Origin of the sequence: Marinomonas arctica (genome assembly GCF_003259225.1) — a bacterium.
In the GTDB taxonomy this organism is placed as follows: domain Bacteria; phylum Pseudomonadota; class Gammaproteobacteria; order Pseudomonadales; family Marinomonadaceae; genus Marinomonas; species Marinomonas arctica.
Window position 1 is genome coordinate 68,355 of the sequence record NZ_QHJF01000028.1, and the last position, 14,960, is coordinate 83,314.

General features: G+C 45.0%; 16 protein-coding genes and 1 tRNA gene. 11 read left to right on the top strand and 6 right to left on the bottom strand.

From position 1 onward, the window contains the following. Window positions 1–18 precede the first annotated feature (18 nt). Window positions 19–94 (top strand) — tRNA-Phe (locus DK187_RS15995). 588 nt (window positions 95–682) lie between these two features. On the opposite strand, the gene DK187_RS16000 is transcribed toward DK187_RS15995, so the two are convergent. From DK187_RS16000 to DK187_RS16010, 4 genes are all read right to left on the bottom strand, one after another. Then, complete coding sequence (locus DK187_RS16000; protein WP_111608335.1) at window positions 683–955, bottom strand: hypothetical protein; 273 nt, start codon at window positions 953–955, stop codon at window positions 683–685. A gap of 68 nt (window positions 956–1,023) precedes the next feature. Further along, window positions 1,024–1,188, bottom strand: coding sequence for a hypothetical protein (locus DK187_RS21135; RefSeq protein WP_162623537.1), 165 nt, complete (start codon window positions 1,186–1,188; stop codon window positions 1,024–1,026). A 98-nt stretch (window positions 1,189–1,286) separates the two neighbouring features. Then, window positions 1,287–1,592, bottom strand: a complete 306-nt coding sequence (locus DK187_RS16005) for a helix-turn-helix domain-containing protein (protein WP_111608336.1) — start codon at window positions 1,590–1,592, stop codon at window positions 1,287–1,289. A 9-nt stretch (window positions 1,593–1,601) separates the two neighbouring features. Beyond that, window positions 1,602–2,315, bottom strand: a complete 714-nt coding sequence (locus DK187_RS16010) for a sterol desaturase family protein (protein ID WP_111608337.1) — start codon at window positions 2,313–2,315, stop codon at window positions 1,602–1,604. Window positions 2,316–3,186: 871 nt separating this feature from the next. Here DK187_RS16010 and ugpB point away from each other — a divergent pair. From ugpB to DK187_RS16050, 7 genes are all read left to right on the top strand, one after another. Further along, window positions 3,187–4,488: a sn-glycerol-3-phosphate ABC transporter substrate-binding protein UgpB gene (gene ugpB, locus DK187_RS16020; RefSeq protein WP_111608339.1), complete on the top strand. Its 1,302-nt coding sequence runs from the start codon at window positions 3,187–3,189 to the stop codon at window positions 4,486–4,488. A gap of 98 nt (window positions 4,489–4,586) precedes the next feature. After that, window positions 4,587–5,465 carry a sn-glycerol-3-phosphate ABC transporter permease UgpA gene (ugpA, locus tag DK187_RS16025; RefSeq protein WP_111608340.1) on the top strand — a complete coding sequence of 293 codons (879 nt, stop codon included), beginning with the start codon at window positions 4,587–4,589 and terminating at the stop codon, window positions 5,463–5,465. Next, entirely contained in the window at window positions 5,462–6,310 is an 849-nt protein-coding gene (gene ugpE, locus DK187_RS16030; protein WP_111608341.1) for a sn-glycerol-3-phosphate ABC transporter permease UgpE, read from the top strand. Before ugpA ends, ugpE begins: the two co-directional genes overlap by 4 nt. 2 nt (window positions 6,311–6,312) lie before the next feature. After that, window positions 6,313–7,380, top strand: coding sequence for a sn-glycerol-3-phosphate ABC transporter ATP-binding protein UgpC (gene ugpC / locus DK187_RS16035; RefSeq protein WP_111608342.1), 1,068 nt, complete (start codon window positions 6,313–6,315; stop codon window positions 7,378–7,380). 7 nt (window positions 7,381–7,387) lie between these two features. After that, window positions 7,388–8,146 (top strand): glycerophosphoryl diester phosphodiesterase, encoded by a 759-nt coding sequence (locus DK187_RS16040; RefSeq protein WP_111608343.1) that lies wholly within the window; start codon window positions 7,388–7,390, stop codon window positions 8,144–8,146. A 28-nt stretch (window positions 8,147–8,174) separates the two neighbouring features. Beyond that, entirely contained in the window at window positions 8,175–8,933 is a 759-nt protein-coding gene (locus DK187_RS16045) for a DeoR/GlpR family DNA-binding transcription regulator (protein ID WP_111608344.1), read from the top strand. A gap of 7 nt (window positions 8,934–8,940) precedes the next feature. Further along, window positions 8,941–9,759: an HAD-IIB family hydrolase gene (locus tag DK187_RS16050; protein WP_111608345.1), complete on the top strand. Its 819-nt coding sequence runs from the start codon at window positions 8,941–8,943 to the stop codon at window positions 9,757–9,759. A 6-nt stretch (window positions 9,760–9,765) separates the two neighbouring features. Here the strand turns inward: DK187_RS16050 and DK187_RS16055 are convergent, their stop codons facing one another. Then, on the bottom strand, window positions 9,766–10,671 hold the full coding sequence (locus tag DK187_RS16055) for a DUF808 domain-containing protein (protein WP_111608346.1): 906 nt from the start codon (window positions 10,669–10,671) through the stop codon (window positions 9,766–9,768). A 24-nt stretch (window positions 10,672–10,695) separates the two neighbouring features. After that, window positions 10,696–11,463: an IclR family transcriptional regulator gene (locus DK187_RS16060; RefSeq protein ID WP_111608347.1), complete on the bottom strand. Its 768-nt coding sequence runs from the start codon at window positions 11,461–11,463 to the stop codon at window positions 10,696–10,698. 152 nt (window positions 11,464–11,615) lie between these two features. Here DK187_RS16060 and DK187_RS16065 point away from each other — a divergent pair, with 152 nt between their 5' ends. From DK187_RS16065 to DK187_RS16075, 3 genes are all read left to right on the top strand, one after another. Next, complete coding sequence (locus DK187_RS16065; protein WP_111608348.1) at window positions 11,616–12,800, top strand: GAK system CofD-like protein; 1,185 nt, start codon at window positions 11,616–11,618, stop codon at window positions 12,798–12,800. Between the two features lie 164 nt (window positions 12,801–12,964). Continuing rightward, the gene (locus tag DK187_RS16070; RefSeq protein ID WP_111608349.1) at window positions 12,965–13,993 is read left to right on the top strand and encodes a response regulator; all 1,029 of its coding nucleotides are present in this window, start codon (window positions 12,965–12,967) and stop codon (window positions 13,991–13,993) included. 4 nt (window positions 13,994–13,997) lie between these two features. After that, window positions 13,998–14,960, top strand: a complete 963-nt coding sequence (locus DK187_RS16075; protein WP_111608350.1) for a sensor domain-containing diguanylate cyclase — start codon at window positions 13,998–14,000, stop codon at window positions 14,958–14,960.

Sequence of the window (14,960 nt, forward strand, 5' to 3'; positions counted from 1 at the left end):
ACCGGTCTCTTCTTGTTTGCCCAGATAGCTCAGTCGGTAGAGCAGAGGATTGAAAATCCTCGTGTCGGCGGTTCGATTCCGTCTCTGGGCACCATTGTAATATTTCCAACTTTTCCCGAATGCTTACTCTTCATTTTTGCATTTTGACGTATTCGTCATTGAGCATTTCAAAATTCCAAACTCATCTTAAAGCACCTGTGCAGACCGCCTCTGTGGGCAACAGAGCAAAGACAATGTGTGTACACTAGCTGCAAGTCAGTATCCTGCCTAGTGACAAGTAACTTTACAGGTAAGCAAAAAGTGACTATGTTTGATGCTGTATAGGCCTCTCACACCAAGCAATTAGAGCTGAAATGTCATGCCTTTCCAAATTTTAGAAAGCAGCCTTTAAGTCTTGGGGTCAGATCAAGAAACTAGGTTTACATATCTACTTGATTGCACTGAGGGTTTGAAGGGCATGCATAACGCTGCCCCCTGACAGATTAGTTTTTGATCTGACCACAAATTCAAACGCGCTAAGCCTGCAAGTGAAGTTTTGTCCAATATTGTAGCGGCTCACAGCCGTGGTTGGCCGAAAGCCGATAACCCAAAAGTGTCTACTACGATTCGTTTAAGCCCAAACTCCACCAATAACGAAAAAATACCTTAAAGCCCTCATGAAGGCTTTTTATTTTGAGAAAGGTTATTTATCAATAGCTTCTTTGGCCAGTATTTTGCCTTGCCCGTTTTGAAATTCGATAAAAGCATGAACGAATTTTTCTGTGTTGGGTTCTTGAATGATAGGTGTTAGTGAGATAAGGGCATTGGCTATTTTGCCAAAGGTTTCTAGGTCGACACCAAAGCGTTCTTTAAGCGGGGTGTCGTAATCTTCGCCGCTATCGACCAATGCGTCTGCTTGGTCTGGAGTAAGTCCGAGAATTTTTTCTGCGAGTAGCTGTATTTGAATACGTTCCATATAGATTTCCTTTTCTTAGTTGCAGGTTAGGGTGCAAATAAAAAGGCCCCTCATGAAAGAGGAGCCTTTTAGGTAGATTCTTGCAATGCGACAACTAGGCTTTCTTGAGAGTCTTCCATACCTTCAACAACACATGCCAACAACGAGCTAATTTGTTCGCTCGTGACCGTTGTTTTTTGATCTATGATATCCGAAGACATTCTAATCAAATTACGCACCTTGTTGTTTCTCATCAGGCTCCACCCTCGTTTAGCCTTTTATCTGATCCCCTATATTGAACGGTTTTTGTTTTTTGTCAATTTTTGTACACTTTAATATACAAAAAATATCGTTAGAAGTTGCTAACAACGTACTTTACGCCAAAGTAGTTTGCGAGCTTGTTCATATTGGTGATACAGATAGCTCGCTTTTCACTATGAAATTGGTGAATGTACGCTTGGCTTATATCCGTATACTCCGCTAATAGGCGATAGCTTCCTTTGCGTTTTCTGCCGTTAATGATGCTGCTGCTCGAGGTGAACTCGGTGATTTTCTTTCTGAGTTGTTCTTCAAGCTCCTCAACACCGACAGCGTGGTACTCTGTGGTAATGTTTAAATCAAATGAAACGCCTGTTTTTTCCTTCTCTTGGGTTCCCATGATGTTCTCCTATTTGTCGAATCGTAAATATGGCCATGCTTTGTTTGAGTCTTTAAATCCTAGTCCGTTAAAGCCACTGTGGTGGAATCGTAATGTGCCAAAAATTAAATCCCAAAGGGCTAACGGGCTGTAGTTGTATTTATGCAGCCCTTTCTGGTGGTGGATAATATGCTGTTCTGGAATTTGAATAATATAGCCAAGTGGGCGTATCCAGCGAGGCAGTTTAATATTGGCGTGATGGAAGGTTTCTAATATGCCTTCTATCACTAGAGCCATTGCGACGGCATTGGCACTGACATCCAAAATAATTTTACCCAATGCAAACAATATGACGGTGTTTACCACCATTTCTAATGGGTGCCTATAAAATGCCACGCGACTGTCCATGTGAGAAGTGCTGTGGTGCATTTTATGTAGATATTTCCATGCTGTTGGCATCGCGTGCTTTGCTCTGTGAGCCCAGTAGTTAACAAGCGAATAGATAAGATAGAAGATTATACCTTCTATAAGGGGGTCTTCATTTATTTCTATGCCTATTCCGGCAATATTTATCCACCCAAAAAACATTATTTGGGCGAATATTGCGCCAATACTCATTAAGAAACACAGCATGGAGCTAAACCCCTTTTGTGTTTGCCACTGTTTGTTGGGAAAGATCCTTTCTAGTAGAAAGCTAATCAAGAAAAAAATTGCTTGTATTGCAATCAGGTTGGTAATGAACATTTCAAATCTCCTTTCATAATGGAGACTTGAGGCTACTACTATCGATCTTTTTTAATCATGCCTTTTGCAACGTACAATGTACATTTTATAAAAACTTAGCGTCAAATTTGGCGGTTTTTGCTGCAAATGTTATGCTCTCCTTTCTAGTTTAGGTTTCTCTGTAGACGGTTTCCTTGTGCTTCATTCACTTTCTTTTATTACATAACGTAACCAATATTAAATCTTCAAAACTCGTTGTTTTGGCTATGCTTAGACCATCTATGATGTAGCAAGTGGATATGATGGGAGTGATGACGGTCGTCGCCTTAACTACGATGGGGTATTTTAGCCTTGGTGTGGTTGGCTGTTGTGATTTCGCTAGGTTACTCAACGATTATTTAGCCTACTCATGGCTTGGCAGTTGCAGCATCTATCTTTTTCTTAAACAAGCGCCGCTCGGTATTTTTCTCGATTCTTTATTGCTAAATATTGCAAAACCTATTTCACAAGACAAGTTAATAATGATACTTACAAAATGGCTTCCTTAGGAGAGAGTGCTAAAATGGAAGGATTGACTATACAAAGCAGCAGTGGCCAGTTGCCTAATCGTTATCAAGCCTTGAGAGAGGAGTTCGGTGCTTTGGTCATTGCTCTCAATCAAGAAATTTTGCGTTAATTCCTATCTAATTGACCTTTTATCGCCTTTTCGTTTTTGCCTATTAGGCTTTCATCTCAGCTATTTCCCCCTTTTTATCTACTCTTTTTCCGCTAAAAGTTTCATTTGAATGGTAATTGTATTTCAAATGAAACCTAACTATCATCAAAGTGAAATATTTTCTTTCTATAGTGGTTCTTTCTTTTCTAATAAAAACTCATTGTGAGGAACACGGAAATGCATAATTTGAAGTTAGCGTCGGTGGTTGTTGGGTTGGCTATGGCAAGTTCGGGCTTTGCGGCGACACAAATAGAGTGGTGGCACGCTATGGGTGGTGCCAATGGTGAGAAGGTTGATGAAATGGCGAAGGCCTTCAATGATTCTCAGAGCGATTACGAAGTTAAGCCCGTTTATAAAGGCAACTATACGGAAACCATGACGTCGGCGATTGCGGCGTTCCGCGCTAAGCAACAGCCAGCTATCGTACAAGTATTTGAAGTGGGTACAGCCAGTATGATGGCGGCCAAAGGCGCGATCTATCCTGTGTATCAGTTGATGAAAGACTCAGGTCAGCCATTCGATGAAAGTGTGTATTTAAGCGCTGTTACCGGTTATTACTCCAACAGCGAAGGGCAGATGCTTTCCATGCCTTTCAATAGTTCAACGCCAGTTTTGTATTACAACAAAGATTTGTTCAAAAAAGCGGGCATCGATCAAGCGCCTAAAACTTGGCAAGAAGTCGAAAGTGTGGCTAAAAAGTTACAAGCATCGGGTGTGACGTGTGGTTTCACCACGGCTTGGCAGTCTTGGGTTCAGTTAGAAAACTTAAGTGCTCGCCATAACGTGCCGTTTGCGACGTTGGAAAACGGTTTTGCGGGAGTGAAAACCGAGCTCACATTCAATGGTCCATTGCAAGTGGCTCACATTGAGAAAATGGGCGAATGGCAAAAGAACGGCATTTTTAGTTATTCTGGTCGTACCAACGATGGTGCGGCGAAGTTCTACAGCCAAGAATGTGCCATGTTTACCGAATCGTCAGCGGGTTACGCTGGTATCAAGCGTAATGCGACTTTTGATTTCGGTGTGTCCGAGTTGCCTTATTGGGAAGGTAAGGTGCAGCAGCCTTCTAATACCATTATCGGTGGTGCGTCTTTGTGGGTATTGCAAGGCCATTCTAAAGAAGAATACAAAGGTGTGGCGTCTTTCCTGAGCTACTTGTCTAAAGCGTCTGTACAAGCGGATTGGCACCAGTTTTCAGGTTACTTGCCAATTACTAAGGCGGCGTATGATTTGACCAAAGAACAAGGTTTCTACGCAGCAAACCCAGGTACAGAAACGGGTGTCATGCAAATGACAACGGGCACGCCTACGGCAAATACTAAGGGTTTGCGTTTGGGTAACTTTGTACAGATCCGTGGCATCATTGATGAAGCATTAGAGTCTGTATGGAGCGGAGATGTGGATGCTCAAACGGCTCTTAATACGGCGGTTGAGCGTGGTAATGCGCAACTTCGCCGTTTTGAAAAAGCGAATGATTAAATAAAAGCAGTGCCCTCATGTGTCATGCGTGAGGGCACTTTTTATTGCTGCGATGGTGTGTTTTTTTATTTGTCTTTTTCTTTTGTTTGGATTGTCCGATGACAGTTACCTTTCCCCAAAAGGGTTTACCTTGGTTATTGCTTTTGCCCCAGTTGCTGATAACCGCCATTTTCTTTCTTTGGCCTGCTGAGCAAGCCTTAGAGCAAGCGTTTTATCAAGAAGACGCGTTTGGTCTGAGTCGTGAATTTATTGGTTTGGAAAACTTTGCTGATTTATTTTCAAACCCCTTATATTACCAATCTATTTTAACCACCTTGGTGTTCAGTTTTTCTGTGGCCATTGTGGGCATGTCGGTGGCCTTGTTGTTGGCGGTGATGGCGGATCGGGTGATTCGCGGCAAGTTGGCGTATCAAACCTTATTGATTTGGCCGTACGCGGTGGCACCGGCATTGGCGGGTGTGTTGTGGTGGATTTTATTTGATCCGAGCATGGGGCCGATTGCCTTGTGGTTGAAGTCTGCGGGTGTCGATTGGAACCATTATCTTGATGGTAGCCAAGCGATGATATTGGTGGTGATAGCCTCCACTTGGAAGCAAATCAGTTACAACTTCTTATTTTTCCTAGCGGGTTTGCAAGCCGTGCCGCGTTCGCTGATTGAAGCGGCAGCGATTGACGGTGCGAGTCCGTTTAAACGCTTTTGGACCATTGTTTTTCCGTTGTTGTCTCCGACGACGTTTTTCTTGTTGGTTGTTAACCTTGTGTACGCTTTCTTCGAAACCTTCGGGGTGATTGATGCGACCACCAAAGGCGGCCCAGGGCAAAGTACGACGACCTTAGTTTATAAGGTATTTGATGACGGTTTTGTTGGCTTGGATCTTGGTGGATCGGCGGCGCAGTCTGTGGTGTTGATGGGCATTGTTGGCCTGATGACGGTCATTCAGTTTCGCTTTATTGAGCGTAAGGTGCAGTACTCATGATCGAGAATCGACCTTGGTTAACCTTTGTAAGCCACGCGACGTTATTGACGGGGATTGCTTTGGTGGCATTGCCTGTGTGGATGGCCTTGGTGGCCTCGACTCATCCTGCGTCGGCGTTTGGTGTTGGGCATATTCCTCTGTGGTTTGGTGATGCTGGCGCAGAAACATGGGGCGCTGTGCTATTCGACAAAGCCGGTAACGGTGTCGACGTGCCAGTGTGGTTTATGATGCTGAACTCCCTGATTATGGCGTTGGGCATTACCTTTGGCAAAATTGCTATTTCGTTGTTGTCGGCGTACGCCATTGTGTTCTTCCGCTTTCCATTTCGAAACCTGTGTTTTTGGATCATTTTCATGACCCTAATGTTACCCGTTGAGGTGCGCATTGTGCCGACTTACGAGGTGGTGGCGAATCTGGATCTGCTTAACAGTTACACGGGGTTAACTTTGCCACTGATTGCCAGTGCGACAGCGACTTTCTTGTTTCGTCAGTGTTTCTTGAGCATTCCGGGGGAGTTAGTCGAAGCGGCTCGGATGGATGGTGCTGGGCCATGGCGGTTCTTTTTTGACATCTTGTTACCCTTGTCTCGAACCAATATCGCCGCGTTGTTTGTTATTTTGTTTATTTACGGTTGGAATCAATACCTCTGGCCTTTGTTGATCACCACAGACGATGCCTATTACACCTTGGTAATGAGTATTAAGCGCATGTTGTCAGTAACAGACGGTGATATTGCGTGGAACCAGATTATGGCCACCACCTTATTAGCGATGTTGCCACCGGTTGCGGTAGTGATTGGTATGCAGAAGCTGTTTGTAAAAGGCTTAGTGGATTCGGAGAAGTAGTCATGACGGACGTTATTTTAGAAAAAGTGGGCAAGACCTACCCTAATGGTTATCACGCGATTCCAAGCGTCGATTTATCGATTGAAGAAGGCGAGTTTATTGTGTTGGTTGGCCCTTCTGGCTGTGGTAAATCTACTCTGCTGCGTATGGTTGCTGGGTTGGAAAGTATTTCCACAGGCGAGCTGCGCATTCGTGGCGAGCGTATGAATGAAAAAGAGCCTGCGGACCGTGACATTGCGATGGTGTTTCAGAACTATGCCTTATACCCACACATGACGGTCTATGACAACATGGCTTATGGTTTGAAAAATCGAGGCATGGCAAAAGACCTGATTGCGGAAAAAGTCAGTGATGTGGCGGCTATGTTGGGGTTAACGGAGTTGCTGCAGCGTAAACCACGTCAGTTATCCGGTGGTCAACGTCAGCGTGTTGCCATGGGACGTGCCATGGTTCGAGATCCGAAAGTGTTCTTGTTTGATGAGCCTTTGTCGAATCTAGATGCAAAGTTGCGTGTGCAGATGCGTGTTGAAATTCGTCAATTGCAGCGTAAGTTAGGCACCACGACCTTGTACGTGACCCACGATCAGGTAGAAGCCATGACCTTGGCAGATCGCTTGGTGGTGTTGAACAAAGGCAAGGCTGAACAGATCGGTACACCAATGGATTTGTACAATAAACCGGCTACGCCATTTGTGGCGGCGTTTATTGGTTCGCCTTCGATGAATTTGCTTGATGCTCATTTGACTGAGCAAGGCATCACGGTATCCGATGAATTAACTCTACCATTGTCTCATCCGCACCGAGGGGCGATTGTCTGGGGGATTCGTCCTGAACATTTAGACGTCAGTGACGAGCATAATGCCGATTTCGCTTTGCGTATTCAGGCAGTAGAATCGTTAGGAGCCGAGACGTTAATTCACGGTAAGGTGGAAACGACCTCTGGTCAAGGCGACGCTATGGTGGTACGTCTTTCTGGACCGCATTTACCGGATATTAATAGCCTTATGTGGCTCAAGGCGCCAGCTCAATACTGGCATTTATTCGACGCAGTAACTCAACAGAGATTGTGAGATTGGTATGCAAAATGACACGCTTGTGAAGCAGGATATTTTGAAGACAAAAGTAATGGGTCATCGAGGGGCGGCATTATTGGCGCCAGAAAACACCTTGGCGTCGATTCGTGCCGCGGCCGATGTGGGTGCGACGTGGGTGGAAATTGATGTGTATTTGATCGCCGAAGGTGGGTTAATCATTTTCCACGATGACAGCCTTGATCGTTGCACGAATGGATCGGGTGTGACACGTGAAGCGCGTCCAACCGAAGTGGCGGAATTGGATGCAGGGTCTTGGTTCTCTGATGCGTTTGCGGGCGAGAAAGTGCCAACCTTGTTGGAAGCGTTGGAATGCATTCAGTCGTTGAATCTGGGTTTGAATCTTGAGATTAAACACGACAGCGCCGATGTGGAAAATATCGTACCAGCGGTGATGGCGATGTTGCGTGATCACTGGGGAGACAACAACAAGTTGATGATTTCCAGTTTTAATCTGGCGGCGTTAGAGCTGTGTTACGAGATTGATCCTCAGCGCCATCTTGCGCCTTTGTATGAAGAGATTCCAGACGATTGGCAAGAGCAGCTTGCAGGTATTGAAGCATACAGTCTGAATTGTGATTACTCCCGTTTGACCGAAGCGCAAGCGCGTGCGGTGAAAGCCGCGGGGTATAAATTGCTGTGTTATACCGCCAATGATCCACAAAAAGTGGAAGCACATTGGGAGTGGGGCATGGATGCCGTTATTACCGACGATCCGACGAAGTTCGCGTTCTTGTCGGAATAACCATACTTTGTGGCATTAAGGTTGTTTTGTGAGTTTAAACGAGCGACAAAATCAGATTTTAAACTGGGTACAGCAGGAAGACGCTTTGCTAGTGGAGGAGATGGTGGCACGTTTCAATGTGTCATCACAAACCATTCGTAAAGACATCAATCAGCTGGCTGAGCGTCATTTAGTTCGTCGTACCCATGGCGGTATTGCCCCGGTTTCTAGTACCGAAAATCTGCCGTTTGATCATCGTCAGTTTTTGAACAGTGATGCGAAACAGGCCATTGCGGCGAAAGTAGCGCAGATGATTCCGAGTGGTGCGTCGGTTTTTTTGGGCATTGGTACAACGGTGGAGTACGTGGCAAAAGCCTTGGTTTCTCACCATGATTTGCAGGTGTTCACGAATAATCTGACGGTCGCGAGTATTTTGGGGAATTATCCGCATATTCGTGTGCGGGTATTAGCCGGTAAATTGCGTCATCAACACCATGATTTGGTCGGCGAAGAGACCTTGTATGGGTTGCGTCAATATTATTTTGATTATGGCGTATTGGGCTGTGGTGGCATGGATGAAGAGCAAGGAATATTAGATTTTGACCCAGAAGAGGCGGCGGTAAGTCGCGTTCTGGTGGAGCAAAGTCGTTATAGCTTGTTGGTGGCGGATCAACACAAGTGGGGGCGTAAAGCGATGGCGCGAGTGCAGCCCTTTTCATCGATTGATTGGTTTTTTAGTGATGCACTCACCGAGTCGCAAACCCAATTACTCACCTCTCATGGTGTTCATATTAAACTTTGCTCGTAGGACGAATATGTCGATATCCGCTTTTTCTGCGCAGCCTTTGTCTGCTTTAGAGGACAACGCCTGTCAAAACTTACGATTTATTTTAACGGACTTTGATGACACGCTGACGTGGGAAGGTCAATTGCCCGTCGATACTTTGCAGGCTTTGGCACGGTTACAGGCCAATGGTATTAAAGTGATTCCAGTCACCGGTGGCTGTGCTGGTTGGTCAGACATGATTGCTAGGGCCTTGCCTGTGGATGGCGTGATTACTGAAGGTGGTGCCTGCTTTATTGGTAGAACGGCAGACCGTCATTTGACCTATTCTTTCTGGCGAGAAGAGTCAGCGATGCGAGCGGAACAGGCGCTTTTACTGGCTCAGGTGAATCAGGTGTTAAGGCAGTTTCCGCGTTTGCGTTTGGCGCGAGATCAGGCCTATCGTCTTACCGATGTGGCGATCGATTATGCGCAAGATGTGAAGCCAGCTGCGATAGCAGATAAAGAGGCGTGTTTGGCGGCGCTCATTGCTCTGGGCTTAAATGCGAAGGCAAGTTCGATCCATATTAACGTGTGCTCTCAAGGTTACGATAAATTTTCTATGGCGCAGCGCGTGTTAGGCGAGGTGTATGGATTAAGTGACGCGCAGCAGCAAGAGCAAGTGCTTTACGTTGGTGATGCACCTAACGATGAAAGCATGTTTGCGCGTTTTCCGCTGAGTGTCGGGGTGGCGAATATTGCCGAGCATTTGTCGATTATGCGTCACCATCCTCGTTATCAGACGACGCAACCCGGCGGCTTGGGTTTTGCCGAACTCGCCGAGTTTATTTTGTCTGCACGACAAGCCTAAGTGTTCTTAGGCTTTCTTTTTATTGAAAAGAGACGCAATAGCAACAGCAACACCCCCCAGAATTAAGCCAACTGAGAAGCTAATGCCTGTGTTTATTAAGCTTGTAACAAGTGGAATTTGGGCAATTTCACCAGACACGGCCATATCAGCAAGGTGATGTAAGGTGGGTAAGCCGTGAACAAAAATGCCGCCGCCCACTAAAAACATGGCAATGGTACCGACAATCGACAGCAGTCGGATCAAGATGGGAGCGCCTTTTAATATCACCAGACCAAATCGTTTAACCAAGTATTTGCTCGATTGATGTAGGCGTAGGCCAATATCATCAAGACGAACGATTAAACCGACTAACAAGTACACACCAACGGTCACCGCGAAAGCAATGAAGCTAACAACAACAGCTTGTGTTAATAAGCTTTGCTCCGCCACGGTGCCAAGGGAAATAACGATAATCTCGGCTGACAACACAAAGTCGGTACGAATCGCGCCTTTCACTTTGCTTTTTTCCAATGCAACTAGCTCTGCAGCTGAGTTCGCCTGTTTGACGTTTTTTCTTAGGTTTTCTTTTTCTTCATGGTTGTCTTTAAATGTGTGAAGGACTTTTTCTACTCCCTCAAAACACAGATACAGGCCGCCAGCCATTAATAGGGGCTGGATTAGCCAAGGGATAAAGGCGCTGATGGCTAATGCCAGCGGCACGAGAATCAATTTGTTTAAAAAAGAACCTTTGGCGACGGCCCAGACCACGGGCAATTCACGGTCTGCTTTAACACCAGACACTTGTTCGGCGTTTAACGCAAGGTCGTCACCCAAGACGCCGGCGGTTTTTTTTGCCGCTACTTTAGAAAAAACCGCGACATCGTCCAGCAGTGTGGTGATGTCATCAAGCAGTGCTAATAAACCGGTGGCCATATTTTTCTCTCTTGTAATGATGGGTTAATCACACGCCCCAAGGCGTTTTGATATGGCGTTGGCGGCGTCTTTTACTTGGTTTTTCATGGCCTCATAGACATCATCGCTGGTGCGAAAAGCGGGAGCGGTAACACTGATGGCTGCCACGGCTTCATGGCGTGAGTTGAAAATGGGTGCCGCTGCGCACTTTATGCCCATCTCGTGCTCTTCTAAATCGAGGGAGATTCCCTTTTCTCTAATCTGTGCCAAGTTGACTTTTAGGGCTTCTGGCGTGGTTAGAGTATGCTCTGTGTGGCGGAAAAAGGCTTGATGATCGATGATGTCTTTTTGTTTATCATCAGGTAAAAACGCCAACATGGCTTTACCAACGCCGGTGCAATAGACAGGGCCTTTTTTTCCCACCGCCGAATAAAGCCGTAAGCTTTTAGGGCTTTCCAGTTTGTCGATATAAATCACGTCTGCGCCATCTAAGACCGCGAGGTGGATGGTTTCTTGTGTGCTTGACCATAAATCTCGCATCGGGGCGGCTGCCACGTCGCGAATGTCTAAATTAGCCCAAGTACGATGTGCGAGAGCCAGCAACCCATAACCCGGATAATAGGCTTGCTTGTGTTCATCAAAGCGTACTAGGCCATGCTCAAGTAATGTGTTTAATTGACGATGAGCGGTGGCTTTAGGAAGCTCGGAAAGTTCGACCAGTTCCGCAAACCTCAGTGGTACGGGTGAAGTGCAAACGTGGTTCAGCATGTTGAGTGCTTTACTAAGAGATGACCCAGAATTTTTGTTTTCCATGGCGCTTCCTGAAAGTAATACGTGCTATTGTTTTAATGACTTTTTGCATGGCGAGCATTTTAGCATTGTGTATCATGGGAAGATAACATCAAGCCAATTTTTAGCGTTTTCTTACGCTGACTGGCGACTATTTTGATTTGTATGAGGTTTTTATGACAAGCTCTCTGCGTGTTTGGCGTCGTATGGTCATGCCAGATCCTGTTCGTGTTCATCGTTATCAGAGCTTGCCGGAACAAGGGCCAAAAGTGTTGTTTTTTAGTGGCGGTTCGGCATTAAATAAAATCAGTCGCGTTTTTAAAGAGTACACACACCATTCAATTCATCTTGTGACGCCGTTTGATTCGGGTGGCAGCTCTGCGCGATTACGTGCTGAGTTTGATATTCCGGCCGTTGGGGATTTGCGTAGTCGTTTGATGGCATTGGCGGATGAAACGGTTATGGGGCAACCAGAAGTGTACAATTTGTTTACTCATCGGCTTCCTCAGCAAGCGGAGCTGTCCGTATTAAGAGCTCAGCTACAGCAATTGGTTGCGGGAGAGCATTCGTTAATTGAATGTATTCCTAATCCCATGAAAGCTTTAATTCAAATGCATTTGGCTGTGACTCAAGCACGCATTCATGAAGATTTTGATCTACGTGGTGCCAGTATTGGCAATCTGATTATGGCGGGTGGGTATTTAAATAATCAGCAACAGTTGGACCCGATTGTTTTTTTATTTTCGCGCTTAGTAAAAGCGCTAGGAGACGTAAAAACCACGCTGGATGCCAGTTTGCATTTGGGGGTTGAACTTGAGAATGGAGAGACTGTCTTAGGGCAGCACAACATTACGGGCAAAGAAACGCACTCATTACCAAGTCCGATAAAGCGAATTTGGTTAAATAAGGGCTTGCGTCATATCGTGCCGACGAATCGTTATATTGCGGATGATCGAAAAGACGCCATTGAAGGCGCAGATTTGATTTGTTATCCGCCTGGTAGTTTTTACAGCAGCTTGCTTGCGAATCTTTTACCAGAAGGTGTTGGTCGTTCTATTCGTCAGAATGCTAATCCAAAAGTATATTTACCCAATTTGGGGGAGGATCCAGAGCAGCAAGGCTTGTCGTTAATGGAAAGAGTCAAGCGCTTAATAGAGACAGTACGCGCTGATGATCCATCCGTTGAGCATTTCTCTGCTTTAGATTATCTGTTACTTGACGATAAATATGATTATGGTGACATCGATATTGCTGCTTTAGCCGCAATGAATGTTACGGTGATTAGAACCCCATTAATTACGGATAAACAGTATAAATATGATGAACGTTTAGTGGCGAAAGCGTTGTTATCGTTTGTTTAGTTCACCCTATCGGATAATAAAGAGGTCTGGATTAGATTAAAGCGAGGGGATTAATAGCATTTATGTTGATTTTAGTTACGTGAAATAACATTTTTGTGGTTTTAGAAACACTACCTTAGGTGTCATAGTATGCACCTGTGGCACTTATCAAAAAGAGAGCGTTAATGAGTACACGAGTACTGATTTGTGATGATTCAAAAATTGCGCGCAAGCAATTAACACGAGTGTTACCAGCGGATTGGGATATTGACGTTGAATATGCCGAGCATGGAGAGGAAGCACTGGATAAATTGTCGGCTTCTGCTTTTGATATTTTATTTCTGGATCTCAATATGCCAGTGAAAGATGGCTATGAGACACTTGAAGCGCTTCAGTCTTTTGATTCATCTCCTGCCGTGATTGTCGTTTCTGGCGATGTTCAGCCTAAGGCAATACAACGCGTAAAAGAAATGGGTGCTGTGGCCTTTCATAAAAAGCCCGCCTCTGCGGAGGAGTTGAGAGCGTTATTATTATCCTTGGGGCTTTTTTCTGTTCAGGGTGCCGATCATAGCTATGGTCAGCAGTCTGCTCTTATTGAGCAGGCAACGGCAGCTGAGCAGTTTACTCTCAATGAGTGCTTGCAAGAAATTTCTAACATTGCCATGGGACGTGCTGCGAGCGTTTTGGCGGATATGCTCAATGTGTTTATTAAGCTTCCTGTTCCTCGAGTCAATATCTTGGAGGTCAGTGAGCTGCAAATGGCGCTAGAGTATAGTGTCAAAGACGATAGTTGTTCCGCTGTCTCACAGGGCTTTGTCGGCTCTGGGATTGCCTTTGAGACCTTACTGATTTTTAGCGATTCGAGCTTTCCAGATATGGCAAAACTGCTCAGTATGACGGAAACCATCGATTCAGTCGTAGAAGTTGAGCTGTTGATGGACGTTTCATCTGTATTGGTTGGTCCATTTATCGATGCGTTTGGCAAGCAATTGAATATCGACTTTAGCCATAGCCACCCAGCTTTATTTGCGCAACATGCTAAGGTGGCGGACTTAGTAAATATTAAAAAAGCGAAGTGGAAACGCACGCTGGTGGTTGAGATTGTTTATGAAGTAGAAAATTATCAAATTAGCTGTGACTTGATGATGCTGTTCACTGAGGATTCTGTATCGGAGCTAGAAAATTTACTGTCCTATTTGGTTGAGGAAGATTAAATAAATGAGCAGCAACCCAGAAGATATCATGGAACTGCATTGGCTATTCGATATGCTTCAGCATATTGATGTGGGCTTAGTAGTTTTAAATGATAAGTATGAAATCAAGCTCTGGAATAGTTTTATAGAAAATCACAGTGGTGTGAGCTCTTCTATTGCTAAAGGGCAGTCTTTATTTGATATCTTTCCGACGATTAATAGTAATTGGTTACAGCAAAAATTAGACAATGTGATTGCGTTAAGAACGCCCATTTTTATTTCCTGGGAGCAACGCCCGCACCTATTTCCTTTTAAAAGCTATCGCCCGATAACGGGGATGGCTGAAAAGATGTACCAGAATGTTGCTTTACGACCCATTACCAATGCCGACGGAACGGTTAAGTATGTTTGTATGGTGGTTTACGATGTGACCGATGTCGCGGTTAATAAAGAATCGTTGTCTAATGCCAATCGTAAATTGGATTATTTAAGTAAAACAGACCCTCTAACCTCTCTGCATAATCGAGGCAGTTTAGATAAGGTGTTGAATAATGCTTTCGAGGTATTTAAGCAAAGTAATGGTTCGCATGCTTTGGTGATGGCTGATATTGATCACTTTAAGCAAGTAAACGATCGATACGGCCATCCTGTTGGCGATCAAGTATTGCAAGCGGTCGCTAAAGTGTTGTCTTCTGGGGCCAGAAAAACGGATTTTGTGGGGCGTTATGGTGGCGAAGAGTTTGTTATTGTTTTACCCAATACAGACTCGGCTGGTGCGCTTTTTTTCTGTGAAACCGTGCGTAAGAAAATCGCAGAGATCAAAATAAAAGCCGCTGATGCCATCGTTTCTGTGACGATAAGTTTTGGTATATCAGAAGCGTGCAGCTCAGATAAAGATGTACATGATTGGTTAAGTCGCTCCGATGACGCTTTATATAAGGCAAAAGAAGGCGGTCGAAATCGATCCGTAGTCGTGAGCGGTATTTGA

Coding starts and splice junctions, on each gene's coding strand:
- DK187_RS16000 (WP_111608335.1), bottom strand. CDS start 955: ATGGAACGTATTCAAATACAGCTACTCGCAGAAAAAATTCTCGGACTT.
- DK187_RS21135 (WP_162623537.1), bottom strand. CDS start 1,188: ATGAGAAACAACAAGGTGCGTAATTTGATTAGAATGTCTTCGGATATC.
- DK187_RS16005 (WP_111608336.1), bottom strand. CDS start 1,592: ATGGGAACCCAAGAGAAGGAAAAAACAGGCGTTTCATTTGATTTAAAC.
- DK187_RS16010 (WP_111608337.1), bottom strand. CDS start 2,315: ATGTTCATTACCAACCTGATTGCAATACAAGCAATTTTTTTCTTGATT.
- ugpB (WP_111608339.1), top strand. CDS start 3,187: ATGCATAATTTGAAGTTAGCGTCGGTGGTTGTTGGGTTGGCTATGGCA.
- ugpA (WP_111608340.1), top strand. CDS start 4,587: ATGACAGTTACCTTTCCCCAAAAGGGTTTACCTTGGTTATTGCTTTTG.
- ugpE (WP_111608341.1), top strand. CDS start 5,462: ATGATCGAGAATCGACCTTGGTTAACCTTTGTAAGCCACGCGACGTTA.
- ugpC (WP_111608342.1), top strand. CDS start 6,313: ATGACGGACGTTATTTTAGAAAAAGTGGGCAAGACCTACCCTAATGGT.
- DK187_RS16040 (WP_111608343.1), top strand. CDS start 7,388: ATGCAAAATGACACGCTTGTGAAGCAGGATATTTTGAAGACAAAAGTA.
- DK187_RS16050 (WP_111608345.1), top strand. CDS start 8,941: ATGTCGATATCCGCTTTTTCTGCGCAGCCTTTGTCTGCTTTAGAGGAC.
- DK187_RS16055 (WP_111608346.1), bottom strand. CDS start 10,671: ATGGCCACCGGTTTATTAGCACTGCTTGATGACATCACCACACTGCTG.
- DK187_RS16060 (WP_111608347.1), bottom strand. CDS start 11,463: ATGGAAAACAAAAATTCTGGGTCATCTCTTAGTAAAGCACTCAACATG.
- DK187_RS16065 (WP_111608348.1), top strand. CDS start 11,616: ATGACAAGCTCTCTGCGTGTTTGGCGTCGTATGGTCATGCCAGATCCT.
- DK187_RS16070 (WP_111608349.1), top strand. CDS start 12,965: ATGAGTACACGAGTACTGATTTGTGATGATTCAAAAATTGCGCGCAAG.
- DK187_RS16075 (WP_111608350.1), top strand. CDS start 13,998: ATGAGCAGCAACCCAGAAGATATCATGGAACTGCATTGGCTATTCGAT.